Source organism: Microvirga aerophila (assembly GCF_003332305.1).
Classification (GTDB): domain Bacteria; phylum Pseudomonadota; class Alphaproteobacteria; order Rhizobiales; family Beijerinckiaceae; genus Microvirga; species Microvirga aerophila.
Genome location: NZ_QOIO01000002.1, coordinates 69,912 through 95,574 on the forward strand (window position 1 = coordinate 69,912; position 25,663 = coordinate 95,574).

At 60.5% G+C, this 25,663-nt stretch carries 29 protein-coding genes; 8 read left to right on the forward strand and 21 right to left on the reverse strand.

The window, feature by feature from the left end; translation table 11 throughout:
- Window positions 1-33 precede the first annotated feature (33 nt).
- Window positions 34-501, forward strand: a complete 468-nt coding sequence (gene greA, locus DRB19_RS01585) for a transcription elongation factor GreA (protein ID WP_114184273.1) — start codon at window positions 34-36, stop codon at window positions 499-501.
- Window positions 502-856: 355 nt separating this feature from the next.
- Window positions 857-1,306, forward strand: coding sequence for a hypothetical protein (locus DRB19_RS01590; RefSeq protein WP_174799906.1), 450 nt, complete (start codon window positions 857-859; stop codon window positions 1,304-1,306).
- A gap of 129 nt (window positions 1,307-1,435) precedes the next feature.
- Here DRB19_RS01590 and DRB19_RS31445 read toward each other — a convergent pair whose 3' ends face one another.
- The 4 genes from DRB19_RS31445 to DRB19_RS01610 form a co-directional block, all read right to left on the reverse strand.
- On the reverse strand, window positions 1,436-1,558 hold the full coding sequence (locus DRB19_RS31445; RefSeq protein WP_276330590.1) for a hypothetical protein: 123 nt from the start codon (window positions 1,556-1,558) through the stop codon (window positions 1,436-1,438).
- Between the two features lie 170 nt (window positions 1,559-1,728).
- Complete coding sequence (locus DRB19_RS01600) at window positions 1,729-2,181, reverse strand: sigma factor-like helix-turn-helix DNA-binding protein (protein ID WP_114184275.1); 453 nt, start codon at window positions 2,179-2,181, stop codon at window positions 1,729-1,731.
- Between the two features lie 148 nt (window positions 2,182-2,329).
- The gene (locus DRB19_RS01605; RefSeq protein WP_114184276.1) at window positions 2,330-2,713 is read right to left on the reverse strand and encodes a response regulator; all 384 of its coding nucleotides are present in this window, start codon (window positions 2,711-2,713) and stop codon (window positions 2,330-2,332) included.
- Window positions 2,714-2,853: 140 nt separating this feature from the next.
- Entirely contained in the window at window positions 2,854-3,063 is a 210-nt protein-coding gene (locus tag DRB19_RS01610; protein ID WP_147021654.1) for a hypothetical protein, read from the reverse strand.
- Between the two features lie 433 nt (window positions 3,064-3,496).
- Between DRB19_RS01610 and DRB19_RS01615 the strand changes: the two genes are divergently transcribed.
- A complete protein-coding gene (locus tag DRB19_RS01615; protein WP_147021655.1) occupies window positions 3,497-3,865 on the forward strand; it encodes a hypothetical protein in 369 nt (122 codons plus the stop codon).
- 17 nt (window positions 3,866-3,882) lie between these two features.
- On the opposite strand, the gene DRB19_RS01620 is transcribed toward DRB19_RS01615, so the two are convergent.
- On the reverse strand, window positions 3,883-5,250 hold the full coding sequence (locus tag DRB19_RS01620) for an amidase (protein WP_114184279.1): 1,368 nt from the start codon (window positions 5,248-5,250) through the stop codon (window positions 3,883-3,885).
- A gap of 222 nt (window positions 5,251-5,472) precedes the next feature.
- On the opposite strand from DRB19_RS01620, the gene DRB19_RS01625 reads away from it, so the two are divergent.
- Entirely contained in the window at window positions 5,473-5,664 is a 192-nt protein-coding gene (locus DRB19_RS01625; RefSeq protein WP_114184280.1) for a hypothetical protein, read from the forward strand.
- A 27-nt stretch (window positions 5,665-5,691) separates the two neighbouring features.
- Here the strand turns inward: DRB19_RS01625 and DRB19_RS01630 are convergent, their stop codons facing one another.
- Complete coding sequence (locus DRB19_RS01630; RefSeq protein ID WP_147021656.1) at window positions 5,692-5,952, reverse strand: hypothetical protein; 261 nt, start codon at window positions 5,950-5,952, stop codon at window positions 5,692-5,694.
- Between the two features lie 155 nt (window positions 5,953-6,107).
- A complete protein-coding gene (locus DRB19_RS01635) occupies window positions 6,108-6,530 on the reverse strand; it encodes a DoxX family protein (RefSeq protein WP_114184282.1) in 423 nt (140 codons plus the stop codon).
- A 300-nt stretch (window positions 6,531-6,830) separates the two neighbouring features.
- Between DRB19_RS01635 and DRB19_RS01640 the strand changes: the two genes are divergently transcribed.
- Entirely contained in the window at window positions 6,831-7,577 is a 747-nt protein-coding gene (locus tag DRB19_RS01640; RefSeq protein ID WP_114184283.1) for a LuxR C-terminal-related transcriptional regulator, read from the forward strand.
- A 282-nt stretch (window positions 7,578-7,859) separates the two neighbouring features.
- Window positions 7,860-7,997, forward strand: coding sequence for a hypothetical protein (locus DRB19_RS29695; RefSeq protein WP_162815553.1), 138 nt, complete (start codon window positions 7,860-7,862; stop codon window positions 7,995-7,997).
- A gap of 10 nt (window positions 7,998-8,007) precedes the next feature.
- On the opposite strand, the gene DRB19_RS01645 is transcribed toward DRB19_RS29695, so the two are convergent.
- Both DRB19_RS01645 and DRB19_RS01650 read right to left on the reverse strand, forming a co-directional pair.
- Window positions 8,008-9,501 (reverse strand): sensor domain-containing diguanylate cyclase, encoded by a 1,494-nt coding sequence (locus tag DRB19_RS01645; protein WP_114184284.1) that lies wholly within the window; start codon window positions 9,499-9,501, stop codon window positions 8,008-8,010.
- A 178-nt stretch (window positions 9,502-9,679) separates the two neighbouring features.
- On the reverse strand, window positions 9,680-10,585 hold the full coding sequence (locus DRB19_RS01650) for a DMT family transporter (protein WP_114184285.1): 906 nt from the start codon (window positions 10,583-10,585) through the stop codon (window positions 9,680-9,682).
- 174 nt (window positions 10,586-10,759) lie between these two features.
- Between DRB19_RS01650 and DRB19_RS01655 the strand changes: the two genes are divergently transcribed.
- Complete coding sequence (locus tag DRB19_RS01655) at window positions 10,760-11,644, forward strand: NAD(P)-dependent oxidoreductase (protein ID WP_114184286.1); 885 nt, start codon at window positions 10,760-10,762, stop codon at window positions 11,642-11,644.
- Window positions 11,645-11,752: 108 nt separating this feature from the next.
- Here the strand turns inward: DRB19_RS01655 and DRB19_RS31450 are convergent, their stop codons facing one another.
- The 10 genes from DRB19_RS31450 to DRB19_RS01700 form a co-directional block, all read right to left on the reverse strand.
- Window positions 11,753-11,884, reverse strand: a complete 132-nt coding sequence (locus DRB19_RS31450) for a hypothetical protein (RefSeq protein WP_276330591.1) — start codon at window positions 11,882-11,884, stop codon at window positions 11,753-11,755.
- A gap of 246 nt (window positions 11,885-12,130) precedes the next feature.
- On the reverse strand, window positions 12,131-12,835 hold the full coding sequence (locus DRB19_RS01660; protein ID WP_114184287.1) for a FadR/GntR family transcriptional regulator: 705 nt from the start codon (window positions 12,833-12,835) through the stop codon (window positions 12,131-12,133).
- An 18-nt stretch (window positions 12,836-12,853) separates the two neighbouring features.
- The gene (locus DRB19_RS01665; RefSeq protein WP_114184288.1) at window positions 12,854-14,410 is read right to left on the reverse strand and encodes a xylulokinase; all 1,557 of its coding nucleotides are present in this window, start codon (window positions 14,408-14,410) and stop codon (window positions 12,854-12,856) included.
- Window positions 14,403-15,443 (reverse strand): alcohol dehydrogenase catalytic domain-containing protein, encoded by a 1,041-nt coding sequence (locus DRB19_RS01670; protein ID WP_114184289.1) that lies wholly within the window; start codon window positions 15,441-15,443, stop codon window positions 14,403-14,405. Before DRB19_RS01670 ends, DRB19_RS01665 begins: the two co-directional genes overlap by 8 nt.
- Entirely contained in the window at window positions 15,440-16,264 is an 825-nt protein-coding gene (locus DRB19_RS01675; protein ID WP_114184290.1) for a class I fructose-bisphosphate aldolase, read from the reverse strand. The genes DRB19_RS01670 and DRB19_RS01675 overlap by 4 nt, the downstream gene beginning before the upstream one ends.
- A 115-nt stretch (window positions 16,265-16,379) precedes the next feature.
- Window positions 16,380-17,366 (reverse strand): D-2-hydroxyacid dehydrogenase, encoded by a 987-nt coding sequence (locus DRB19_RS01680; RefSeq protein ID WP_114184291.1) that lies wholly within the window; start codon window positions 17,364-17,366, stop codon window positions 16,380-16,382.
- Window positions 17,367-17,497: 131 nt separating this feature from the next.
- Window positions 17,498-18,778, reverse strand: a complete 1,281-nt coding sequence (locus DRB19_RS01685; protein ID WP_114184430.1) for a TRAP transporter large permease — start codon at window positions 18,776-18,778, stop codon at window positions 17,498-17,500.
- A 2-nt stretch (window positions 18,779-18,780) separates the two neighbouring features.
- Entirely contained in the window at window positions 18,781-19,332 is a 552-nt protein-coding gene (locus DRB19_RS01690; protein ID WP_114184292.1) for a TRAP transporter small permease, read from the reverse strand.
- Between the two features lie 68 nt (window positions 19,333-19,400).
- Entirely contained in the window at window positions 19,401-20,399 is a 999-nt protein-coding gene (locus tag DRB19_RS01695) for a DctP family TRAP transporter solute-binding subunit (protein ID WP_114184293.1), read from the reverse strand.
- Between the two features lie 282 nt (window positions 20,400-20,681).
- On the reverse strand, window positions 20,682-21,923 hold the full coding sequence (locus tag DRB19_RS01700; RefSeq protein WP_114184294.1) for a glycerate kinase type-2 family protein: 1,242 nt from the start codon (window positions 21,921-21,923) through the stop codon (window positions 20,682-20,684).
- A gap of 205 nt (window positions 21,924-22,128) precedes the next feature.
- Here DRB19_RS01700 and pgi point away from each other — a divergent pair, with 205 nt between their 5' ends.
- Window positions 22,129-23,772, forward strand: a complete 1,644-nt coding sequence (gene pgi / locus DRB19_RS01705) for a glucose-6-phosphate isomerase (RefSeq protein WP_114184295.1) — start codon at window positions 22,129-22,131, stop codon at window positions 23,770-23,772.
- A gap of 50 nt (window positions 23,773-23,822) precedes the next feature.
- On the opposite strand, the gene DRB19_RS01710 is transcribed toward pgi, so the two are convergent.
- Both DRB19_RS01710 and DRB19_RS01715 read right to left on the reverse strand, forming a co-directional pair.
- On the reverse strand, window positions 23,823-24,695 hold the full coding sequence (locus DRB19_RS01710) for a PCC domain-containing protein (protein WP_162815554.1): 873 nt from the start codon (window positions 24,693-24,695) through the stop codon (window positions 23,823-23,825).
- Between the two features lie 141 nt (window positions 24,696-24,836).
- Complete coding sequence (locus DRB19_RS01715) at window positions 24,837-25,640, reverse strand: SDR family NAD(P)-dependent oxidoreductase (RefSeq protein ID WP_114184297.1); 804 nt, start codon at window positions 25,638-25,640, stop codon at window positions 24,837-24,839.
- Window positions 25,641-25,663 lie beyond the last annotated feature (23 nt).

Genomic DNA, 25,663 nt, shown 5'->3' on the forward strand with positions numbered 1-25,663 from the left:
GGGGCGTTTCCCTCAGGAGCGGAGGGATGCGTTATGAGCCGTGCCTTTGTTCGGGAACCCGAGGGTGGAGAAGCCTATGAGGACCTTCCGGACCGCCAGGTCAGTCCGCATCCGAACCTCGTGACCCCATCTGGTTTGGCCCAAATGGATCAGGAAGTCGCGAGCTTGCAGCAGCGTCTCGCAGATGCGCAGGCAAGGGACGACAAGGCCGAAATAGCTCGGGTGTCCCGCGATCTGCGCTACTGGACCTACCGGCGAGCGACGGCGGAACTCGTGCCCGCGTCGTCGGACACATCCCATGTCCGCTTCGGATCCCGCGTGACCTTCGAACGGGACGACGGCCGGTCTCAAACTTATCAGATCGTGGGCGAGGACGAAGCTGATCCGGCCAAGGGGAGCATCTCGTATGTGTCGCCACTGGCGCGTGCTCTAATGGGCAAAGAGATCGGTGATGCCGTTCCTTTGCCTCAGGGACAAGCCGAGATCGTTCGGATCGAGTAGGACTTTCCGGCCCAAGGCACCTGCCAGAGCCTCAAGACACATCGACGCATTGGTGCCAAATGCGCCGAGGCATGCGTCGCGAGCTGGCCCTCAGTCACCGTACCCGTGCGCTTGCCGTTAGGGAAAACGAGCTCTTAAAGGAAACCTTTTGCTCTGCTTGTAGGGCACCGAGGACTTACAGTATTGCCCAATTGAATCCTCCAACACCTCTGATGTTATTTTGTATCAACTAGGGCAAATCAGGTTTTATCTTGACTCAGCATTTTGTCTCAACTTAGGGTTAAGATCAAAATCTAACTGATCAGCGTAAGACTTGGCCTTATACCTGACCTGCAAGTCCCAGGGGGCGATCCAAATGACTGAAGCAGAGATCGAAATCGTAGCCGAAGAGCTTGCGAAGCTTGGAGGCACCGCTTGGTATCCGGGCCGCGAGAAAGGTCCGATCCTCCGGGTCGTCCACGAACGCTACCGTGACCGGGCAAAGGCCGCTATCGCAGCCCTCGACCGCTTCCGGGCGCTCAAATCGGACGGGCCTCCGGCAGTTGATGCCGCGCCTCAGCCAGAAGAAACCGATACGACCCCGGTGGTCGCCACCATCAAGCCCGGAACTCGGATCGTCTACCGCCCCCCTGGCGATCGCCGCGCCTATCCGTGCACGGTGGAGAAAATCCGCAACGGCTTCGCCTATCTGGTGCCTGAGAACCGGAGTGGCATCAGCTGGGTCTCCGTTGGCGACTTGGCGGAGCTTGCGGGCTCAGGTCAGGTGCAGATCGAGGATGGCGACTCCCCGTCGGCATCGGCGTGATGTTGAACCACCCACGAAGGCTCTAAGCACAGAACGCAAAAGGCATCCTGTCCTGATGGAAAGGATGCCTTTCTTAAGGCGAAATGACGTTGCGGAAACTGCTACGTCCGTTCCACAAGCAACGAGATCTTAGCGACCCGACTGGATCTCGCCCCAAGACCAACCCGCCTGAGCCGGGGTAGCGGCAAAGCTCGCGAACGTAACCGTGACAGCCACGGCAAATGCAATCTGCAACATTGCTTTCTTCAGCATGTTCATTTCCCTTTGTTGTTCGCCGCCTATCGGCGGCAGGAATTTGGTAACATAATAACATTTCATATTCAAACTCACCCGAGCTGTTGCTGTCTCTGGGTGTGCGCAATTGCACCTGAAGGGGTGCTCGGTGCCCGCCCGGCATATGCAAAACTAGTAGCGATGTCGGGCTACAGGTCGCCCAAGGTAAGCTGAGCTTTCGGAGCCGGTTCCGCGCGACCACGTTTCTTGTCTGTCCGGGCTGGGCCCGCTTTAGCGGCACGGGGTTTAGTCTGGGTCTGGCTGTTCTTATCAGCCATGCGCGCCTTGGCCCGATCTCTTGCGACAGCTTCGGGAGAAGCCGGGTTCTCTTCCAGCCACTTGCCGCGTTTGATGACTTCGTTGACGCGCCCTTGGTTGACGCCGAGCTTGAAGGCGATTTCCTGCTGGGTCATTCCGGTCGTCGCATGGAGTTCCAGGATCTGGCGAGCGACGTCTGGCGTCATCTTGCGTCCCGTAATCCGGCGGGCCGGGGCAATCGAACGTTTTGCGCGGTCGCGTTCACGGAGCTTTTGCAGCACCGCGAGGGCCATGTTCAATCCCTGCTCGCGCAGAGCGTCTTCGAACTCTTTCAGCGTGGTCAATTGGCACACTCCCACGAGAGCCAAAGGACAGAGACGGCTGCCCATCATCAAACTTAACGGCGAAGCTCGGCCTTTGGTTTCGCCCACAACGGTCCGCTGACCAGTAGGCCGACATCAAAACCTGGGCTGCTCGCCTGTGATGATCGGCTCAAGCGCGAATCATATCATGGATCTGACGCACGAGCGTCGCGGGATGATAGGGCTTCGGGATAAAACGCCCATGATCGGGTATTTCATCAGGATCGGGACACGCGTAGCCGGATGAGATCAGCAAGCGGATATGCGGCCAGCGCGCGAATACCTGTTCGGCGAGAGCCATCCCGTTCATCGAGCCGGGCATGTCCACATCGGTGAACAGCACCTGGACCTCGTCGGAGCATGTCTCGAGCACCAGCAGAGCGATGTCGGCGTTCGCGGCTTCCAACACCCGGAACCCGGCATCTTCCAGCTCGTCGACGGCGGTCATTCGCACCAAGGGCTCGTCCTCCACGAGGAGAACGACGGGTTGTTCTTCAGGTCTGGGGGCCAGCATACATGCGAAACGAACGCTAACCTATGTTAGTTCCTAGGGCTAAGTTTCTATTGTTGAAAAGAATTTTCAGCATACGCCCACAGCAGTCGCCTGCCACTGGGTCGTGGCAGGCTTTGCCAAAAGATGAGCCGATCCAGCCGTCAGTGAGCCGTCGGGCGGCCATCCTCGTCGACGTTCTCATAGTAGAGGGTTTTGGGCGGCAAAGCTTCGAGCTGCCGGCGGGTCGGAGGCCAGCTCGCGGTGTCATGAGCAGCTCCGAGATAGTGCGGCCTGAAGCGCAGGTCGACGAGACTCCTCAGCTCGGGAGCAGCCAAGTCCATGACCTTGGCGTCGCGCCAACGGCGGCGCACCTTAGTGTTTCCGGAGAGGCGGCTCCAGAGAGTCTTAACCTCCTCCTCGACAACCAATGTTATGCGACCGGTAAATGTCCTTCGGAGATTGAAACGACCGGTGAGAGCCATCTTGTCTACCTCAATCCGTAACTTTTTGAGTGCCTGATAAAGCAATGAGCGTTTAGGCTTAAATTCCCGCCATGCGCCGAAGCTATGATTCACGTTCCAGGCGGGTTCCCTATAGCAATGCTTATGCACTCAGAGTGTTCCGGACTACTGGCCTTGACGCTTGATCGATCAGCGTCCTGCCAAGCGGCCAAGTTCTCGTGTGTTGGCTCCATCGGCGGCATCGGCGGCATCGGCGTGTGCGAAGTAAAACCGAACGTCATCATCGGCCTCAATCGACTCTTAATCGGCGGGTGGTAGGTCTTTCGCAGCAAGGGAGGCGTACGTGAAAAAACTGGTTCTCGTTCTTGGTATGGCAGCCAGTTCAGCCGCGTGCGTGCCGATGACCCACGAAACCCTCGCCGTTGCGTGTTCCGACTACATCGGCCGCCCCATCTCGGAACGCATCGCAGCCTTCGGCCCTCCGAAAACCGTCTATCGGATCAACCCAACACAGCTTGGATACGTTTTCGAGACGAAACAAACCACGTTGGAGGGCGGGCATCCCTACTACACCGTCAACTACATGGTCGGCGTCCACAAGCACCGTACGCCGATCTACCCGGTCACCACGACCTGCAAGGGGTTTATCGTTGCCTCCACATCCGAGGCCGCGCCGGTTTCTCAGCGCATCATCGTCGATGTGATCCGGTAGCCGCCGGGTCGAGCCAGCTAATCCTGAGCCATAGGCCCCGCCAGCACGGGTTCAAGGCCAGCCGCGATGCCAAGGATGCGCCGATCGCTCCCGCCCGCGCCTGCGAGCATGAAGCCGGTAGGGGCTTCGCCCGGCTCGTGCATCGGCAGCGAAATGGCGCAACCATCGATCATGTTGATGGTCGTCGGGTTGCGTAGCGCCAGCAGATTCACCCGTCCGTACGTCTCGTCGTCGGCCAGATCCGAGAGGCGCGGAGGAATCATCGGGACCGTCGGCATGATCAAGGCATCATAGGGCGCGAGCGCAGCTGTCGCTTGGTCGACCAGGCTCTTTCGCGCAGCCAGAACCGCAATGTAATCCGCGGCACTTTGCTCCGCGCCCCGCAGGATGCGCACCGCGACACGAGGGTCATAGAGATGCTTCTTCTGCGAGATGAGCGGCTGATGCCACGCGTAGCTTTCGGCCGCCGTAAAGCCGCCTTTGGCGTTGATCTTTGGGATTTCGTCAAATGCCGGAAAAGGCGCTTCGGTGATCCGTGCGCCGGCCGCCGACAGACGCGACAGAGCGCGCTCGAACGCCTTTGCGACCACGTCGTCGATATTGTCGAACATGATGGTGGTTGGCACCAGAAGGCGCAAGCCTTCAACCGAGACGGGCGAGACATCCATGCTCTGCTCATCCGCCAGAATAGCGTCCAAGGCGGCGCAGCAGGCGACCGTTCGGGCGATGGGACCAATCGAGTCGAGGCTCGGCGAAAGTGGAACCGCTCCATCGAGCGGCACGCGACGCGCTGTCGGCTTGAAGCCGACGAGCCCCGTGAAAGCAGCCGGAATGCGGCAGGATCCTCCCGTATCGGTGCCCAAGGCCGCATGCGCCATCCCGTCCGTCAACGAGACGGCGGCTCCTGAAGACGAGCCCCCGGGGATCCTCCCGGTAGCGCGGTCCCATGGGTTGCGCGGGGTCCCGTAATGAGGATTGAGGCCAAGGCCGGAATAGGCGAACTCGGTCATGTTCGTTCGCCCGATGATGACGAATCCGGCGCGGCGCAATCGCCTGACACTCGGAGCATCAGCCGCGGCCGGGGCAGCATCCGAAAGGGCCCGTGATCCGGCCATGGTGACGTCGCCACGGACGTCGAACAGATCTTTGATCGAGATCGGAATGCCTGCAAACGGCGACGGCGCGGCACCCGCAGCCCGCAAGGCGTCAATGCCATCCGCGGCCATCCGAGCGGTCTCCCGCGAGACCTGTAGAAAGGTGCGGGATCCCTCGCCGTCCCGATCGTCGATCCTGTCCAGGCACTGTTCCACGAGAGCACGGCTCGTGGTGCGGCCGGACGCAAGATCATCCACAAGCATGGCCAAGGTCGGTCCGGTGGTGGTCATCGTGTGTTGCAACTTTCCAAAGCAGCCCCAGGCGCGGTCAAGGTAACGGATTTCCGAAAGAATGCAGCCCCCGAGCTTGACTGTCGACCAGCTTTGCCTGGCGTTTCACCCGTGGCTAGACCGCTTGCTAGCTGCTGGCAATTCAACCGCTCCGGAACGAGTGCATCGCATCGTCCGTTGATGTTTGCTGACCATGAAACCCGTTCCTGGCCCGAGGCAGTTATGACCGAACCGAAAAAGAACATCGTCTCCAGCGACGATGAAGAAGGGCTGGCGAACATGAGCCTGAACAGCAGCCGGCGGCCAGCCTCATTGCCTGAGAACAACGCGGATGAAAGCTCGGCGGATCATCACTCCGAACCGATTCCGGCGCCAGCCGTGAAGGTCCCCGACCAGCAGAAGCCCAAGCCCTGACGGGCACAATCCGCAATGGCCCGTGCGTTACAAGATAGCCCGCACGATAAGCCAAGCGATGAAGCACAGGATCGAGAAGCCTGCCATCGAAAGGCCGATGTTCGTCCAGCGAGGGATTCGCCCCTCCCATAGATGAGTCAGATGCTCGACTTCATCGGTCAGTGGAGCTTTGAGGAGAATGCGGAACCTCCTGCGGGCATACCAGCCCCCGCTAAGCGGGATGATCGAAAGCCATCCCACCACGACCGCCAATTTCCAAAGCAGAACTTGTAGGCTCTCGAGGTTCACGGCACGCTCCTGGCTGACAACCATCGTCTAGAACATCCGCCGAGTGTCGATTCATGGCGCCGATCGCGCCGTTCGTCCGCCCTTGGTCGTTTGACGGGCCCTGCCCGGCCATGGACAGACCGGCGCGCCCCTCATGTATACGGGAAGGCGCTCGGTCAGCGCTCCCAGGAGTGCCGGGGACCCGTCTTCCTCGCTCCGTCAACGCTCCAGGCTCCCGGTCCGGTGAAGACGAAAAGCAGAAAAACGAAGCAATAGAGGATGGCGGCATCGCCGCCGTTGAGCGCCGGATACATGCTCCGCGGAGCATGGAACATCCAGTAGGCGACAGCCATCTCGCCTGCCAGAACGAAGGCGACAGGGCGGGTCAAGAAGCCGAACAGAATCAGAAGGCCGCCGACGAGTTCAAGCACGGCCCCGACTCCGAAAAGTGACATGAGCGGCGGGATCCCGCTCTCGGGCGGAGCAGGAAAGCCGAAGAGCTTCTGCGTACCATGCAACATGAAGATCAGAGCCGTTACAATCCGCAGAACAGCAAGCGCCTGCGGCGACCAGCGGCCAAGAGCATCGTGGTTTGTCATATGGTGTCTCCGGCTTGGTTCTTGACAACTGTCCGTAGATGAGATGTTCACAATCGATCGAGCGATGATCAACAAGAATTCCTCGCTCCTCAAGCAACTGAGTTTCGTCGCTTGAAGATCCGGGAAAGTACTTCGTGATCTTACTAATGTCACGAATGCGAGATTTCGCTACTCCTCGACGTCAGGCACCTGCCAAGACGATGATTGCCGTACAATCATCTCCACCACAAGCCCCCTGCTCTGAGGATGTCGCTGGCTGGCCTCGTTCGCGAGTATGGGCCGTCGACCGTGAGGTAATCTATGTCCCTGATCAGCGTCTATGATGAACGGACTTTTCCGGTGTCTCAACACGATACTCAGGTGCCGGCGATCATCATCAGTACGAACGCCTTGTTCTGCATGGGGCTAAGACACATTCTTTCAGAATCGCGTTTCATTGTTTCAGAAGCGGCCCCTCACGAAGCACCAACCCTAAGCCGCTCAGGACCCGCCCTCTTCATCATCGATGGCAGCCAGTGTTCCGATCCGACGGATATCGTCAGGCGGTTGAGAGCATCCTGTTCGGGTGCGCGAGTCGTTGTCATGGCGGAGCGCTTCGAGCCCGCCTGGGTGCTGGTCGGCGCGGATGCAGGCGTGAATGGCTTCTGCAGCTCGAACGTTGACCCCGACATCCTCATCAAGTCCCTCGAGCTCGTCATGGCGGGAGGCAATATTTTTCCCTCCGCCATGCTTCGTAAGCTGATCCACAACTTGTCATTCGGCGGTGAGCACGCGCGTGAGGAGACCTCCCACCACGATCCAATCGATCTATCGGATCTGAAATCCCACAGTCTGTCCTCACGAGAGTGCGAAATCCTGCGCTGCCTCATGGAGGGATCTCCGAACAAACTCATCGCGCGGCAGTTCGGGTTGACCGAAGCGACCGTCAAAGTTCACGTCAAGGCGATCCTGCGGAAGACCGGGATGAAAAACCGCACGCAGGCTGCCATGTGGGCTGCGAGCCATATGGCTTCAGACCAACGAGACCCTCATATGGCGTCCAGGTAAGACAAGCCTCGTTCTTCTAAACGGAACAAAGCGCTTCCGGGGTGCTTATCAGACGTTCCTGCCTACCATTGCCTTGGCTCGAGCACATTCTTGCGTCGCTGTCTTCGCTGAGGCTGGCTATCTCCATTCCGACAGGTGTGGTGTTTGCTATCCGCAATAGAAAGGTCATGTCACCGTAAGGACGCATACCTCAAAAGGCGCAATCTGTTTGCTCCAATTGCAAAAGATTCCTAACACCAACTAAGCTCAGCCTTGGGACCAAACCGCTCGGAGACGCTCCTAATGGTGAATGACGGCCACCATTCGAAAGAACAGGCCGACATTGAAGAAGCCTTGGCCATCAAGGAGCATGTCAAAGCGATGCTGCGAAAGCTCGCGACGCGCATGAAGGAACGTCCATCACCTCCCAAGTCCGAGTGAAGCAGCCGCCTTATCCGACGCGGCGCTGTTCGAAACCGGTTTCCATGTAATATGCCCGCTTCACCTCATACATGAGAAGATCGGCTCGTCTTGCCACATCCTCGAGTCGCTCGCCGGCACGTCCCGTTGCGGCTCCCATTGCAAAGCTGAGAGCCGGGCCGGAGTAGAACTGGTTATTGACCTCAACAAGCTTTTCGATGTTCTCCACCACGACAGCGGCGTCGCGCTCGTCCGTCGCAGGCAGAAGGATCGCGAACTCATCACCGCCGATCCGCGCAACGTGGCAAGGCTTGTCGACGGCCTTGTTCAGCACCTCTCCGGCGCGACGCAGCAATGCGTCGCCGGCAGCATGGCCCAGCTGATCGTTGGTAGCCTTCAGGCCGTTCAAGTCCGCTACGATGATCGTGACCGGAAAGAGCCTTTTGCGCTTAAGCCGGTTCAACTCATCCGCATAGAAGGAGCGGTTGTAGAGTTTCGTCAGGACGTCATGCTGTCCTAGATACTCGAGATAGGCTTCGGCCTTTTTGCGAGCCGTGATGTCCGTGAGCGCAACCTGAACCAGAGACCAGTCCTGTTCATGGCCGGGCAGAACCGAGAACTGGAGATGAAGGTGGAGTTCGTCTCCATTCAGTGAGTAATTGACCACCTCCCGCTGCTGAAAGAGCTTGCCGCTCCACAGGTCGATGAGTTGCTCCTTGAAGGGCTCCCGCATATCGTCGCGAAAGACGTCGCCGAGACGGCGCAATAAGGTGGCTTTGTCCGGTGCGGCGAATAACTCGAGCGTGTGCTGATTCACGTCGATGACGCGGATCTCGGCCATGCAGCGGTCGACAAACTCCTGATGCACATCGGTGAAGACACGAAAGTCCCGTATGCCTTTGTCCCGCGCCTCATCGATGAGCCGCTTAACGCAGCTGAAATCCTCCACCCACAACGATACGGGGGAATGCTCGAACAGCCCACGGGCATATTGCTCGCTACCGGCAAGCTGACGGCGCGCCGTTTCCCTGTCGGTCACGTCCTCGATCGCCACCAGAACCCGTTCCCAGCCGTTCTCATGGCCTGGAAGGATGCTGCCCTTCAGTTGGATATCGAGGCGCCTCCCCGACAATGTGTAATTCACCGTATGGCTGAAGAACTCAGTCTGCCCGTTCCATAGCTGTTCAAGCTCCTCCACGTGAGCCTTGAACATGTCGTTTCGGAAAATCTTGCCGAGGTTTTCGATCAAGTGCGGGAGATCATCCGCCTCGAAAAGGCTGAGCGTCTTTCGGTTCACCTTGATCACGCGGATCAAGGCTGAACAGGCCTCCACTCGCCCAGGGTCCTCCAGCAGATAATTCCGCAACTTTGTCACGCCCGCTTGGCGCCATTCCTCGAACAGCCGCCTCACGCCGCTGTAGTCTTCGAGCCAAAGGGAAACAGGCGCGAGATCAAACATCTCTGCATCGTCCCGCGAAGGGCAGGCTCGGATCTCGGATTGGGCGCTTTCGAGGTCGTTCGTCATGCGAAGCCTATAAAATCTCGGTGGATCAGCCAGCGAAGCGACGCATATCGAAAGGCTGCATTGATAAGCTCAAACGTTTTATTGAAGTAACCTACCTACGTTAACGTGGGGTTTACCTTAAGGCATATCTTCACAGTGCAGGAATTTGCCGCAGCAAAAGCTCCAGCGCCCCTCTACTTCAGTCAGTGTCTTTCATGAGCGCGCCAGTCACCCGGACGGTGCGCTCCCGGTGGGCCGTATAAAGCCCGCTTGCGATGATCACGACCGCTCCAGCGACGGTCCATTGGTCGGGAACATTGGCGAAGATCAGGTAGCCGAGCAGGCCCGACCAAATCAGCTGGCTATACGCGAAGGGCGCCAGAACGGATGCCCGGGCCTGCTGGAAGGCCACGACCACGAGCCATTGGGCAATTGTGGATGAAATTCCGGTGATCAGGGCCAGCCCGATCTCTGGCCAGCCGGGTGAAACCCACTGAAACGGGACAATGACCGAGGTCGCCAGCAATCCGACGAGTGCTGCATAGGTCAGTGAGACGACCGGACCATCCGCTCCGCTCATCTTGCGGGTGACCACGAGGGCGACGGCCCAGCTTGTGGCCGACAATATCGGCAGGATGGCGGCCGCGTCGAACGCTCCCGCGCCCGGCCTGACGATGATGAGGACCCCAAGCAGCCCTACTCCCACCGCCGACCACCGGCGCCACCCCACAACCTCCCCCAGGAACGGAATCGAGAGAGCCGTTACAATGACGGGTGAGACGAACGCAATGGCCGTGGCCTCCGCCATCGGCAGGAAGGCCAAGCCCATGATGAAGAAGACCGATGAACCCAGCACACCAAGAGCGCGGAGCATCTGCAGGGTCGGACGCTGCGAGCGCAGCGCGGAGGATTGTCTCGTGACGCATATCGTCCCCACCATCAGCAGGGTGAAAATGCAGAAGCGAAGCCATGCCACTTCGACCGCCGGCAAGGTCGCGGTCATTACCTTGGATGCGGCGTCCGAACAGGAGAAGAAGGCAAGCGCCAGGATCATAAGGGCGATGCCCCGCAGCGGGCGATCGCGGTTGACGGGGAATTCACGCATCGAAATGGGACTGGCTCCGATTGCGGCAAGGAAGGGGAACGGGCCCGCTCCTACGGCCAAACGCCTTCGACCTTGAGGTCTGTTGCTGCATCCGACTGGGGGACGCCTTACTTCCCTTTCTGTCAAATAGGCTCGACTATCAACAAGTGATTTCACCGAAGGGGACAGGACACCATGACACGCATCGCTTTCGTCGGCCTTGGCGCGATGGGACTGCCGATGGCCAAGAACCTCGTCGCAAAAGGCTTCACGGTCGGCGGATACGATTTGAACTCCAAAGCCCTGGAGAACCTTGAGAGTGCCGGCGGCCTGCGGGCGGCAAGTGCCGCCGATGTCGCGTCAGGGGCGGATATGCTGATCCTGATGGTTGTGAATGCCGCCCAGGCTGAAGCTGTCCTGTTTGACGGAGGATCACTTGCGGCTCTCAGCCCGAACGGAATCGTTGCCCTGATGGCGACCTGCCCGCCATCGGCCGCGGAGGCGATCGAACAGCGGGTTCGGGAGACCGGCCGGCGATTGCTCGATGCTCCGGTGTCAGGAGGCGTGGCGGGCGCAACAGCCGGAACTCTCACGATCATGGCGGCAGGCGCACGTCAGACATTCGAGGAGGCGAAGCCTGTTCTCGACGCCCTCGGCGACAAGGTCTTTCATGTGGGTGAACGCCCTGGTCAGGGCGCCATGGTGAAAACTGTCAACCAGCTGCTCTGCGGCGTTCATATCGCCGTGGCCGCGGAGGCATTGGCGCTCGCCGGGAAGGTCAATGTCGATCTGAATATCCTGCTCCAGATCCTAGGCGGTTCGGCCGCGTCGAGCTGGATGCTGAAGGACCGGGGACCACGCATGCTGGAGGCCGACCCTCACGTGGCCAGCGCGGTTGACATCTTTGTCAAGGATCTCGGCATCGTCTTGAATGCGGGACGGGACACGAAGGCCGCGTTGCCGTTGGCGGCGGCTGCCCATCAGATGTTTCTCGCCGCGTCCGGGCGGGGCGAAGGCGCTGCGGATGACAGCCAAGTCATCCGGTCCTACCTCGCCCTGAATGGTCAGACTCTTGCCTGACAGGCCCGAGGCGTTTGAACGCGGGGCTCGGGCTTTCAAATCGATCGGTTAAGCCGGGGTAGAAGGTGCTTTGCGCCGAAGGGGTCGGCGCAGCACGGAATGCGTCGCTCAGAAATCCAGACCGAGCTTACCGGCTCGAGCCATGTGCTGCTTCATCAGACGCTTGGCCTTGAGCTGGTTGGCATAGGCGATTGCATTGACGACACGCATGACGACACGGAGGATGTTTGCAACGAACATAAGAGTTTCTCCACAGAGTGTGGTCCTAGGACCAAGGCAGTCGCTTTCCGAACGCTGCCTGAGCCTAAGATGGGGCCTTATATTGCGATGCGGTAGATAGGTCAGCACAGGTGACCTATGCGCCCCCAGCATGGATGCTTAATCCTGCTGCCGTATTCAGTTAACTATTGCATAAGGCGTGAGCACGCTGCCCATGGTTGCGCCGTAGCGTCATGAAGCTTGGCGAAGCACTAACCTGATCAAGCCTCAGTCGCTGATGTTGAGGATCGAGATCTTCGATTCCTCCCTGCGCCAGAGCCAATAGCATTCCTGGATCGCGGTTCTGGCCAATTCGGGCTCCCGGTCCCGCAGGGCCTGCACCAAGGCACGATAGGCTTCGACATTCCGCTCGAAGGCTCCCCTCACCATGGAGATGATCTTCACCTTGTTGGCGATGACCGACCGGATGACCGACGAGAGCCCATCGATGACGATCACGATGACCGGATTGCGACAGGCTTTGGCCAGGCTGGCATGGAGCTCGAACTGAAGCTCGACCACATCCTCCATGGTTTCACAGGCGGCGATCTCGTCGATGAGCCGGTCGAGTTCTTCGAAATCGGCCGTGCTCGCGTGGATTGCAGCCGCGCCGGCCATCTCTCGACCGATCATTTCCATGGCATTCTGAATCTGGTCGATCGAGATGAAGCCCAATTTCAGCGCAACGCCGAAATAGAACTGGAGAAACCGCGAATTCGGCAGCGCCAGATAGGTGCCGCTGCCTTGAACACGCTGAAGCAGTCCAAGGGTTTCCAGGACGGTCAGCCGGTCGCGCAGGGTCGGTCGCTGGATGCCGAGTTGGTCAGCCAGTTCTCGCTCGGTCGGCAGTTTGATACGCCCACTCGGGTCGGGGCGTAGCTCCATTGCGATGTCAATGACGCGCGCAAGGATGTCGTCTTCGCCATCGGTCATCGAGAATCGTCGTTCCTCTTATCCAGATGCTCGTGTCCCAAGGCGGGGCCTCGTCTCCACATCTGCGTACCGGTCGGAGCTGCGATCTGCAAGAGCATGCATCAGGTCCCGCAACTGCGGGTAAGCCGAATCGAAGATCTTGAACATATGATCGTAGGTATCGAGGGTCCGCTGGGGCCCAGGCTTGATCGGCACGGCATTCTCCCGGATCAGCGGGAGATCCGCATCTTGCGCGCTGGTGAACATCCCTGCCGCTATGGCGCCCAGGAGGCCTGCGCCAAGGGCGGCGGCGTCCGGCATGTCCGACATGATGTAATCGAGCTTCAGGACGTCGGCTTTCATTTGACCCCAGAACCGGTTGCGTGCGCCGCCGCCGACGCCGAGCATGCGCTCTGGCCGTATGCCCCACTTGGCCGAGCCGCGCTCCAGGATCTGCCTCAGGCCAAAGGTGGTTCCCTCGAAGACCGCGCGGACCATGTCCTGCCGGGTGTGCCGGAGAAGCAACCCGAGCCAGCTACCGCTCGCCTCGGCGTCCCAGATTGGGCTCCGTTCCCCTGCGAGGTAAGGCAGAAACAGCAGGCCGTTCGCCCCGGGGATGGATTCCTGCGCCAGACGCTCCAACTCCGCAAGGGTCTGGAGTTCCGGCCACACTTTGTTGTTGAGCCAGCCGAAGGCTCCCCCAAGGGTCGACATGGCGCCATGGGCGAGCCAGCGTCCGGGGATGATATGCTGCCGGTGCAGGAAGGATGCCTCGAAATCGGGTCGGTCGAGGCAAAAGGTGATCACACCCGACGTTCCCACCGACTCGAACACCTTGCCGCCATCCACGAGACCAACCGCGAAGGATGCGGCTGCCGTATCGGCAGCGCCAAGCGCCACCGGGGTTCCGGCCCGGATCCCCGTCAAGGCCGAGGCTGCGTCGGTCACCTGGCCGATGGCGTCGGTGCAGGAACGAATGTCGGGCAACATCGCAGCATCGAGCCCCCAGACAGCCAGGAGATCAGCACTCCAGGAAGGCTCGGCAGTGCCGATCCGCATCAGCCCCGAATAGGAAGCCTGCGTGGGCTCGATGGCATCCTGGCCACTGAGTTGGCGGGCCAGAAAGCCATTGAGCATGGTAACCCGGCGTACTCGGGCCCAAGCTGCGGGCTCGTGTTCACGGACCCATGCGAGGTTGGCCGCCCAGCACGTGGATGTACTGGTCCGGTTTCCTGTCTCCCGGGCGTAGGCCGGAGCGTCCGATCCTACCACCGCGTCGAGGCGCGCCTGAGCGCGGCCGTCCAGATAGAGGATCCCCGGCCTGACTGCACGGCCATCCCCGTCGAGGAGGATGGTCGTCGGGCAGGTCGTCGCAAGGCCTATCGACATGATCGAAGGCACCCGCGCTGCGACCTCCCGGATCGCCTCGGCGGTTGCGGCCCAGTAGCGCTCGAGATCAATCTCCGCCCAAAGCGAATAGGGCGTGATCACAGGCACCGCCCGATGAGCCTTGGCAATCAGCTGGCCTTCGCGTGTGAAGGCGCAAACCTTGATCCCGCTCGTACCTGCGTCAACGCCGAGGAAGGCTTCAGTCATTGCGGATCGCCACCTTCAATGCCCGCCCGCTCTCAGCCTCTTTCAGCGCCTCGACCGCATCGCCGAGTTCAAAGCGGTGCGTGACGAGGGAGTTCGCGTCAATGAGGCCGCCGGCAAGCAGGTTGAGCGCAGTCTCGTAGTCCTGACGCCGGAGCGCGCTCGCGCCGGTGACAGTGATCTCGTTGTAATGCACCAGGTTGACGTCGAACGTTGCCATGTCCCCCGCCGAGAAGCCCGCGAAGAGATTGACCCGCCCGCCCTTGCGCACGAGCTTCAAGGCTTCGTTCGCGAGCGCCGGCACGCCGATCGCCAGGATGGCCGCATCTGCGCCAAGCCCGTCGGTCACGTCACGGATGGCTCCCGCAAGGTCTTCCTTCGTGGGATCGAAAGCCAGATCGACGCCGCGATCGAGGGCTGCCTGCCGACGCATCTCGTTCGGCTCGCTCATGATCACGAGGCGCGCGCCAGCGCGACGGGCCAGCGCCGCATGCATCAGGCCGATGGGCCCGGCACCCAGGATGACGACCACATCGCCCAGGTTGACGCCCACGTTGCGCATGCCGTTGATGCAGCAGGCCAGCGGCTCGGCAAGTGCTGCGGCTTCGTAGGCCATGCCTTGCGGAATTTTCACGGCGTTGCCGGATTCCAGCGCCAGAGCCGGCACCTTCAGGTACTCGGCATAAGCTCCGTCGAACTCATAGCCGATGGCCTGACGGTTGAGGCAGACATTTTCGCGGCCGGTCTTGCAGTAGGCGCATCGCCGGCAGGGCATCACCGGGTTCACGGAAACCGCGTCGCCGCAGGAGAATTGCGAAACGCCTGCGCCGACCTCGACGACCTCTCCGGCAAACTCATGCCCGAGCACGGACGGGAACCGAACCCCTTTGGTCTTGCGGCCACGCAGGATCCTGATGTCCGTACCGCAGACAGTCGCAGCTTTGACCTTGAGGATCAGTTCGCCAGGACCGGCCGACGGGGTCGGCATGTCCTGCAGGACGAAGTCGTCAGGAGCGCGAAGTACAGCTGCCTTCATGACTGGAGATCCTTCTCTTCCTCGAGAGCCCGATCATAGACCTTAAGGGCCTCTTCCACACTCGCGTCCTGGTGCATCAGTGCCGAAAGCGACTTGATCACTGCCGATGTATGCGGGTGGGACCAGACGAAGCGGCCGTAGGTAACGCCGCGCATGCCAACGTCCAGCGCCTCGCGGGTCATGCGGAGGTAGTCTTCGAGGGTCTCGCCCATCTCGCCGCCTGCAAGTGCCACGATGGCCGGGCAGGAATCGACCACGAGGCGGAAGCTTTCAGCAGAACCCGACCACATGGTCTTGATGATGTCGACGCCAAGCTCGGCGCCGGCGCGAACCGCATAGGCGAGAACCTGCGCATCATGCTGGTCCTTGATCAAAGCGCCCTTCGGATAGATGTGCGCCACGAGCGGCATGCCGGCGGAAGCTGCTTCCTTGGAGACCTTGCCCAGGAAGGTGAGCTGCTGTGCCTGATCGGGACCACCGACGATGCAGCCAACCGAGATCGCGTCGGCGCCCATGCGCACCGCCTCCTCCACGTCCGCCACCGGCGTGTCGTAGGTCGGGTGATACTGCACCGAATAGGCGCTGGCCTTCAGGATAATGGAAGACTGGCCGGCGTAGGGCGGGAACACTTTCTCGGCGATGCCCTTGTGCATCGTGATCGCGTCGGGCTTGCCGGCAGCAACCCTCTTCATCACCGACCGGATATCCACGAGACCCGGCATCATGCCGCGGGTGATCGGGTGATCCACGGTGATCGCCAGCATGCGGCCGGACTTTGGATTGACGATTCGGCTGAGGCGGACTTCTTTTCCGAGAAACATGAAGGCTCCTTTTAAAGCGCAAAGCGGTCGGTTTGAACCGATAGAACGAATGACAGAAATTTGGTTATACCAATTTTGCCGAACAGACAATATCCACGGAAATTGGTCTTACCAATTACCCGATCGTGACGAGATTCCTTGGGGATCCGGCCCAGAACGCGTCGATGTTGTCGAAGAGCTGGTCAGTCAGCCCTTGGATCGCTTCGCTGCTGGCCCAGGCCACGTGAGGCGTCAGAATGAAATCGGGCCGGTCCACCAGGCGCATGAACGGATGGTCCGCCGCGGGAGGCTCGGCGGTGACGACGTCGAAGGCGGCGCCGGAGATCCGGCCGCTGGTCAGCGCTTCCGCCAGAGCCGCCTCGTCCACCAGCCCGCCGCGCGCCGTGTTGATGATGAGGGGCCGCTGCTCCATGAGGGCGAATTCGGGACCCGAGATCATGTTGCGGGTGGAAGCCATGAGGGGCGAATGGAGTGTGATGATATCGCTCTGCCGCAGGACATCCTCGAAGGGCGTGTAGAGCGGCCCCATCCCGGTTGAACCCTTGTAGGCGGAAAACAGCACCCGCATGCCGAAGCCACGGGCAATGTCGGCAACCGCACGTCCGAGCACGCCGTCTCCGATGATCCCTAAGGTCGAGCCGGAAAGGTCGCGGATCGGGTGGTCGAAGAAGCAGAATTGACCAGCCTCTTGCCACCGCCCCCGGCGGACGGAATCCGCATAGGCAAGGATGCTTCGGCGCAGGGCGAGCATGAGCGCGAACGTGTGCTCAGGCACGGTGTTGATCGCGTAGTTGCGGATGTTGCTCACCGCAATGCCACGTTCGGCACAGGCTGCCACGTCGACGACATCGGTGCCGGTCGCCGCAACGGCAATCAGTCGAAGCTCTGAGGCTCCATCGAGCGCCGCACGGCGCACCGGCGCCTTGTTGGTGATCACGATGTCGGCGTCCGCGATGCGGGACGCGACCTCGTCGGGAGCCGTCTTGTCAAAAGTCACGAGCTCGTGCGGAAAGGCAGGCGGCCGGAGCCTCGTTTCGGGCGAGAGAGTCTCGCGATCGAGGAAAACGATGCGTGCCGGTCGGACGGAGGGTTGATGGTTCATCGTTGCACCACTTTCTACATAACTGCGTCAGGAGCATCCGCAGCTTGCGCCCCTGCCCTCGCGCATGAGAAACGCCGCAGCTTTTTGTTCACGATCCTTGTCAGGCGCGTATGACACCCGCGCCCGGTATCTTAGTAGAGGCCCAGGAGCTTGATCGGGCCGATGGTCAGAACCGGGAATAGGACGAGCGCCAGGATGGCGGCGGTGAGGATGAGCACTGGAACCATCGAGCCCTTGATGACATCTTCAATGGACATCTTGGCCACCTGCGCCACTGCGTAAAGGCATACGCCAACAGGCGGCGTCACCAGGCCCAGCGTGAGCGTCACCACGGTGACGATCAGGAAATGCATGGGATCAATACCCATCTTCAGGGCCGGCGGCAGCAGCACAGGGATCAGGATGAACATGGCCGCGATGGCATCCATGAACATTCCGACCACGATGAGGAACAGGAAGATCAGGAACAGCGCCATCGTCGGGCCGGTGCTGATGCTGGACAGGAACTCGGCAACCTGCACCGGCAGTCCGTCGAAGGCAAACACCCAGGCAGCGAGCTTTGCGGTCGCGGCGATGAACAGGATCGTGCCGGAGGCTCGCGCCGTCTCGACTAGGATGTTCCAGATCTCTGACGGAGGAATGCTGCGATAGACGATGACCGACAGGAACATCGTGTAGACCACCGCGATGGCAGCGGCTTCCGTCGGGGTGAAGAAGCCATTCACGATGCCGCCGAGCAGGATGACCGGGGTCAGCATCGGGAGGATGGCGCGAAGTCCTGTCGTCACCACCAGGCGGAAATTGAACGGCGTCGGTGGATTGTAGCCGTGATGCACCGCGTAGAAATGGTTGAACACCATGAACACGAACGCGATGAAAAGGCCCGGGATCAAGCCCGCCACGAGCAGGGTTCCAATGGACACATTCGCGATGGAGCCTGCGATCACCACCAGGATGGACGGCGGGATAATAGACGACAGCGTGGAGGTGACTAGCGTCATGCCGACAGCATAGCCCTTAGGGAACCCATGCCGCTCCATAGCCTTGATCTCGATCGCGCCGACGGACGCAATGTCGGCCACGGACGATCCAGAGATGCCGCCGAAGATGACGGAGGAAACCACGTTCACGTGGCCGAGACCGCCCGGCATCCAGCCAACGATCGCCTCAGCGAAGTCGAAGATACGCTCCGCCACGCGCCCCCGCTCCATGAAGTGCCCGACCAGAATGAAAAGCGGCACCGCCACGAGCAGGAACGAGTTCATCGCCGAGAACATGCTCTGCGACAAAAGATCGATGGGCGTCGAGGTGAACATCGTGATGACCGCGACGCTGGCAAGGCCAAGCGCCACCGCCAATGGAACGCCGAGAGCGGACAATCCGAGGAATAGCAGAAGAAGCGCGATGCTCACGGTCAATGACCTTTCGAAACAAACACGTCGGGTTCGTCCAGGTCCACCTGGGGCGGAATACCGACCTCGGGCAGTGCGATGAGATTGCGGCTCGACTTCAGCGATTCCAGGATGGCCAGAATGGCGAGCACAGCCGAGATCGGCAGGATCAGGCCGATGATCCACATGGGAATGGGAAGCGTCGCCGTCTCCTCGTTCATCATGATCTGTTGGCGAACGAGACTGATGCCCGTCCATCCCATGAGAACGAAGAACAAAATGGAAGAACTGACGTAAATCGGAACCGCCAGCCGCCGGAACAGGCGGGGCACTGCAGCGATGAACACGACGACGCGAGCACTCTCGACGGTGCGAAAGCCCGCTGCCAATCCAAGAAAGACCATCCAGACGAAAAGATAGCGAGTCGCTTCCTCGGACCAGGACACGGGCACGCCCAGCAGGCGGGTCACGACCTGAGTAAGGACCACGATGAGAATGCCGGCGGCCGTCGCCCCCGCCGCAAAATCGGCGCTGAGCTTGACGAACCTGCCAAGAAGAGACGGTTTATGAGCCATGGGACGTCAACTTCCGAATGAAGATGCTGGCCGCGCATGCGGCCAGCTCTCTTGGAGGATGTCTGTCTTTACTGCTTGCCGACGGCCGCGATGGTGCGGTCGAAGAAGGACTGGTCCTTCACCAGTTTAGCGAAGGTCGGGAACAGCTCCTTGGCGACGTCGGCAAAAGCCTTCTGCTGCTCGGGCGTCAGGCGCTCCACCTTCATGCCCTTCTCGCTGAGCGTCGCGATTGAGCGGCCCTCATCGGCGGCGTCGTTCTCCACCTTCCAGGCTTCGGCCTCCGTGGCTGCCTGCCTGACGGCGTTCTTCTGGTCCTCGGGAAGCGCGTTGTACTTGGCGGGGTTGATCGCCAGCACCCAGCCGTCCGCCATGTGGTTCGTCATGGTCACATGGGACTGCACTTCATAGAACTTGGCCGTGACCGGGATGTTGATCGGGTTTTCCTGCCCGTCGATCACCTTGAGCTGCAGAGCGTTATAGACCTCAGCGAACGCCATTGGCGTCGGAGCCGCGCCCATCTTCTTGAAGAACTCGACCCAGAGCGGGTTGTTGGGGACGCGGAATTTCAGACCGCTGAGATCCTGCGGGCTAAGAATGGGCTTACGGGAATTCGTCATCTGGCGGAAGGGACGCGGCCACATGCCAAGGCCCTTGATACCGATCTTTTCCAGATCGGCGGTGAGTTCCTGCCCCATCGGGCCAGACAGATAGGACCGAAGCTGCCCAAGGTCGCTGAAGAGATAGGGGACGGAAATCGCCGTGAATTTCGGATTGAAATTCGCATAGAGCGATGTCGACAGCAGCAGCATGTCGAGGGAGCCCCCCGCGAGTTGCTTTACGGCCGCCGAAGGATCACCGCCGTAGAGAGTGCCGTTCGGGAAAACCTTAACCGTGACCTTGCCCCCGGTCTTCTGCGACACGAGTTCAGCGAACTTGTTGGCCGCAAGCGTGATCTCGGAATTGTCCGGGTCCGGTGTCGAAAGCGTGAACGTCGTCTGGGCGCTCGCCGCCGTCGCGATCATCATCATCGCAGCCGTCGCAACACCCTGAATCACTGATTTCAGCATTCTCGTCTCCTCCTAGTTGGTTATTGGTTATGCCAATACGCTAGCGAAACGCTTAGGACCTGACAAGTGGTATAACCAATTTCGGACTATCGACCATCGTCGACTATCCTTTTGCCCCAAAGGCCCGGTTCGGGTGGGCAAGTCTTCTGGCGATAGTCATGATGGCATGAGCAGGGTGCGAAAGAACGGCAGAAGAACAGTGGGCGACGCGTCCCGTGCGATACGGCAAAGCTTCGCGGTGTTCGTTCACAGTGCATCATTCGGCGGACGAACGAGCCGTTGCTATCGTATGACGATGGCTCTGAAATCGTTCACGTTGGTAAGGGTTGGGCCGGTCACGATCAGCCGGTCGAGGGCAGCAAAGGCCGAGTAGGCGTCGTTGTTGGCAAGATGAAGGACGAGATCGACCCCCTTGGCGGACGCAGCCTCGAAGAAGGCGGCGTCGATCCAAGCGCCGGCGTTGTCCTCCGAGCCATCGATCCCGTCGGTATCGCACGCAAGAGCCGAGATCGAAGCCTCGTCCCGTAACGCGAGCGCCAGGGCGAGGAGAAATTCTGCATTGCGACCGCCCCGGCCCTTTCCCCGAACCGTAACGGTCGTCTCTCCGCCTGAAATGAGCACGCAGGGTTTCGCGACGGGATCATCATAAAGAACGACGGACCGCGAAATTCCGGCCAGAACCGTTGCTACTTCGCGGGCCTCTCCCTCAATCGCGTCGCCGAGAACGAGCGGGTTGAGACCAAGCTCCCGGGCCTTGTCGGCTGCCGCCACAAGGGCTGATCGGGGCGTCGCGATCATATGCACCTCTCCAGGGGGAGCCGCATCCATGGCGGCATTGGCCCGAATCGCCGTCTCGATCTTCTCGGAGACGGGGATGCCATAGGCCTTCAGCTCCCGAAGCACGACTTCAGGATCGGCAATGTCGGGAATCGTCGGTCCCGAGCCCACAACCGCCGGATCATCGCCTGGGACATCCGAGATGATGTAGGTGACGAGCCTTGCCGGAGCGACGGCCGCCGCAAGCCGTCCGCCTTTGATGGACGACAATGCCCGGCGTGCCCGGTTCATGACCGTGATCGGCGCTCCTGATTTCAGAAGGTGTCGGTTGATCTCCTGCTTGTCGGCCAGGGTGAGGCCGGGGGCGGGAAGGGTGAGAAGCGAGGACGCGCCGCCCGACATGAGGCAGATGACGAGATCATCCGGCCCAGCGGATTGGGCGAGTGCGAGAATCCGCTCGGCGGCCCTGAGACCTGCCTCATCCGGAACCGGGTGCGCGGCCTCGACCACCTCTATGAACTGGGTCGGCGCGGCATGCCCGTATCGCGTAACCACCAGGCCTTCACAAGGACGCCCCCACTCCACCTCGAAGGCCCGCGCCATGGAGCCGGCAGCCTTGCCGGCACCGATGACAATAGTGCGCCCTTTCGGAGCAGCCGGCAGACGGGCCGAAAACTTTCCGTCTGGACCTGCAGCCAACGAAGCCGCTGCAAAAAGCTCCCGCAGGACCTGCTCGTCACTCACCATGTGAACCTCTTCACCTGAACCGGGGCATATGCTTAGGATGAGCGACGCTCGTCGGCAAATCCAAAGCGTCAGGAGCCCGCTTCCGCGACCGGAGACGACAAATACCCACCGGCGGCGAGGATGACGAGGTCGCTCAAGCTGGCCTCCGGACGGTCCGTGCCCTAACATCCATCCGGAACAATTTCTTGGGCTGGACCACAACCTGATGACGACGACGACCGCCTCACCGGCTTGGCAGGCGCTGCAAGCGCACTCCGAGACCATTCGAAAGCTGCACCTGCGCGATCTGTTTGCACAGGATCCGGAACGTTTCGAGCGCCTCTCCGTCCGGCTCGGCGATCTTCTCCTCGATTATTCCAAGCATCGCGTTACGACGGAGACCATGGAGCTCCTGCTCGATCTGGCGCGGTTCGCCGATGTGGAGCGGTGGCGGGACAAGATGTTCTCAGGCGAGAAGATCAACTCCACCGAGAACCGCGCGGTCCTGCACGTTGCTTTGCGCAACCGATCCGGCAAGCCGATCGTCGTCGACGGTCGCGATGTCATGCCGGGGGTCGAAGGTGTGCTGGGGAGAATGCGTGACTTCTCCGAGCGTGTCAGGAGCGGCGCTTGGCGTGGAGCGACAGGCGAGGCCATTACGGACATCGTCAATATCGGGATCGGCGGTTCGGACCTTGGACCCCTGATGGTCTGCGAGGCCTTGAAGCCCTATCAGCGGCCAGACTTGCGGCCGCATTTCGTGTCCAACGTCGATGCGGCGCATCTTACCCACACAATCAGCCGTCTCGACCCGGCGCGAACGTTGTTCATCGTCGCATCGAAAACCTTCACGACCCAGGAAACCATGACCAATGCGGCCAGCGCGCGGGCCTGGCTGACGGACGCCCTGGGTGAGGATGCGGTGGCCAAACACTTCGTGGCCGTCTCCACCAATGCGGCCGAAGTGGCGCGGTTCGGCATCGACACGGCCAACATGTTCGAATTCTGGGATTGGGTCGGCGGTCGATACAGCCTCTGGTCGGCCATCGGCCTGCCGATCGTGCTGGCGGTCGGCTTCGAGCGATTCCTTGAGCTGCTCGAAGGTGCGCATGCCATGGACGAGCATTTTCAAACCGCTCCGCTCGACCAGAACCTGCCGGTCATCATGGGTCTTCTCGGTGTTTGGTATCGCAACTTCCTGGGCGCCTCGACCGTGGCGCTCATTCCTTACGATCAGCATCTCAGTCGGTTCGCCGCCTACTTCCAACAAGGCGACATGGAGAGCAACGGCAAGTTCGTCCGTCGCGATGGCACGCGCGTCGATTACGCCACCGGTCCCATCATCTGGGGCGAGCCCGGCACGAACGGCCAACATGCCTTCTTCCAGCTCCTCCATCAGGGCACAGAGCTGATTCCAGCGGATTTCATGGCGGCGGCCCAAAGCCAGACGCCCATGAGGGACCACCACGACAAGCTGCTCGCCAACTTTCTGGCGCAGACCGAAGCCCTTGCGTTCGGAAAAACCGAGGCCGAAGCAAGATCCGAACTGGAGAAGAAGGGCCTGTCAGGCGAAGCCCTGGCGGCCCTGCTGCCGCATAAGATTTTTGAAGGCAACCGGCCGACGACCTCGATCCTTTATGAGAGGCTGACGCCTCACAGGCTCGGCTCCCTGATTGCGCTCTACGAGCACAAGATCTTCGTCCAAGGCATCGTCTGGGGGATCAACAGCTTCGACCAATGGGGCGTCGAATTGGGCAAGGAGTTGGCCTCTCGCATATTGCCTGAGTTGGACGGCGATGAACCGATCACGACCCACGACAGCTCGACAAATGGCCTGATCAATCATTTCAAGCATCTGCGTAGAGGTTAGGCGTTTCTATATTTCATGGACGGGAATTTTACAGGAGACCGACGATCCATTCACGCGGGGCCAGCGTCCTGTTCGATTGCCTCGATCACCAATTCAAAGGTGACACAGACAGGATTGTCGCCTCTTAAAATCTCTCCCGAGAAGATCCGGCCATCCATGTCGACGACATCGATCTCAAGCCGGGCCCGAGGTTGACCGTCGACCCTCGCCACGGTGCCCCTCCGGATCAGTACCTCCGTCGCGTACGATTTGACAAAACTTCCACCGACGAAGTGGACCTCGTTCAAGCTGCCGATACCGAAGACGTTGGCGGCCTGTATTCCGTGCATTGAACAGATGCTCTCAATCGCTACGCTGACGTCCTCGTTCGGTCGGACCTTTGCGATCAGGGTGCGCTGACCTCCTGCGCCTGCTTGTCCTCCAGGCGCAGTAACCGGCTCGAAAAGGGTGAAGTTCGTTTCAGCGTCGGGGATTGCTTGGAATGCGGCGTCTTTCATGCCGATTCCCGTAACCTCGATGGGGTCAACGATCTTGGTGTCTCGGGCAAGCATGTGCCCCATGCGCGGCCCCTCGGCGGTGTCCCAGATCCCGTGGCAGTGGATGAACCGCTTTCCGTCTCGAAAGCCGACGATGGCGCCTGCCCGCACGATCTCCACGGCGCCCTCCGGTTCGAAGGTGGCGCTGTACCACGCTGCATGCAGAGCATCGGGAGACGCAGCCGGAATCACATACTTGAACGGCTCGAACCGTCCACCTTGCAGGAAGACGAAGCCGCCCATGCAGCCCGCCTCCTCAAAGCCTTTGGTGATTGCCTCATCGACCGCACATCCCGGTTCGAGCGTGAAACGCAGCCGAACCGGCGAGCCGCTTACGGCAGCGACGCGCTCGGGGGCAACGGGACCTGGATGAAGAATTTTCCTCATGATATAGCCTTCAACCATGATTCCGTTGGAAACGGTTGTCGGATGGGACGCACGCCCCTGACTCGCCGCATGGAGCTTCGACGTGTCGGCTGCCTTGTTCCCGCGACTTGTTATTCTGCGTGATAAACGCGAACACGGCTTTCAATGGAACTCGGACACGGCGCAGCTTTGGCCCCCGTCGACCGGAAGGCATACCCCTGTAATGAACTGAGCCTCGTCCGAGGCCAGGAAAACGGCCGCGTTGGCAATGTCCCACGCCGTTCCCATTTTGCCAGTCGGAACCGCTGCGTTGCGCGCCGCCACCATTTCGTCAACGGATGCGTACTGCCCGGAGATCTGCTTGTAGATCAGTGGTGTGTCGATCAATCCCGGCATGATGCAGTTGGCGCGAATGCCGTTGCGGGCATATTGCATGGCGAGCGCGACGGTCGCCTGGTTCACCGCCGCCTTAGTGGCGTAATACGCAAAGTATGGGTAGCCGGTCCAACGGATAGCTGCGAGCGAGGAGATGTTGATGATCGCTCCGTGACCCTGTCGCAGCATATGTGGAATGACCGCTTTGGCAGAACGATAGACCGAACCGATATTGAGATTGAGGGCTGTCTCGAACTTCTCGTCGGTCAGCTCCACCGGGCCGCCCATGTGGGTGACTCCGACGTTGTTGTGGAGAATGTCGATCCGATCGAACGCAGCAACAGTCGAGGCAACCGCCTCCGCGACCGAGTTGCTATCGGTCACGTCTGCCGTGATGGCAGCTGCGCTGCCACCTTCGCCCCTGATGATGGCCGCCGTCTCTTCCGCGGCCTGTTGCGCGAGGTCGATGCAAGCAACGCGGGCGCCTTCCCGCGCGTAGGCTACGGCGGCGGCCTTGCCGTTGCCCCATCCGGGCCCGGAGGATCCCGCTCCGAACACAATGGCGGTCTTTCCCTTCAGACGATCGACCATGTTTCTCCCTTGAGCGCTGGCTT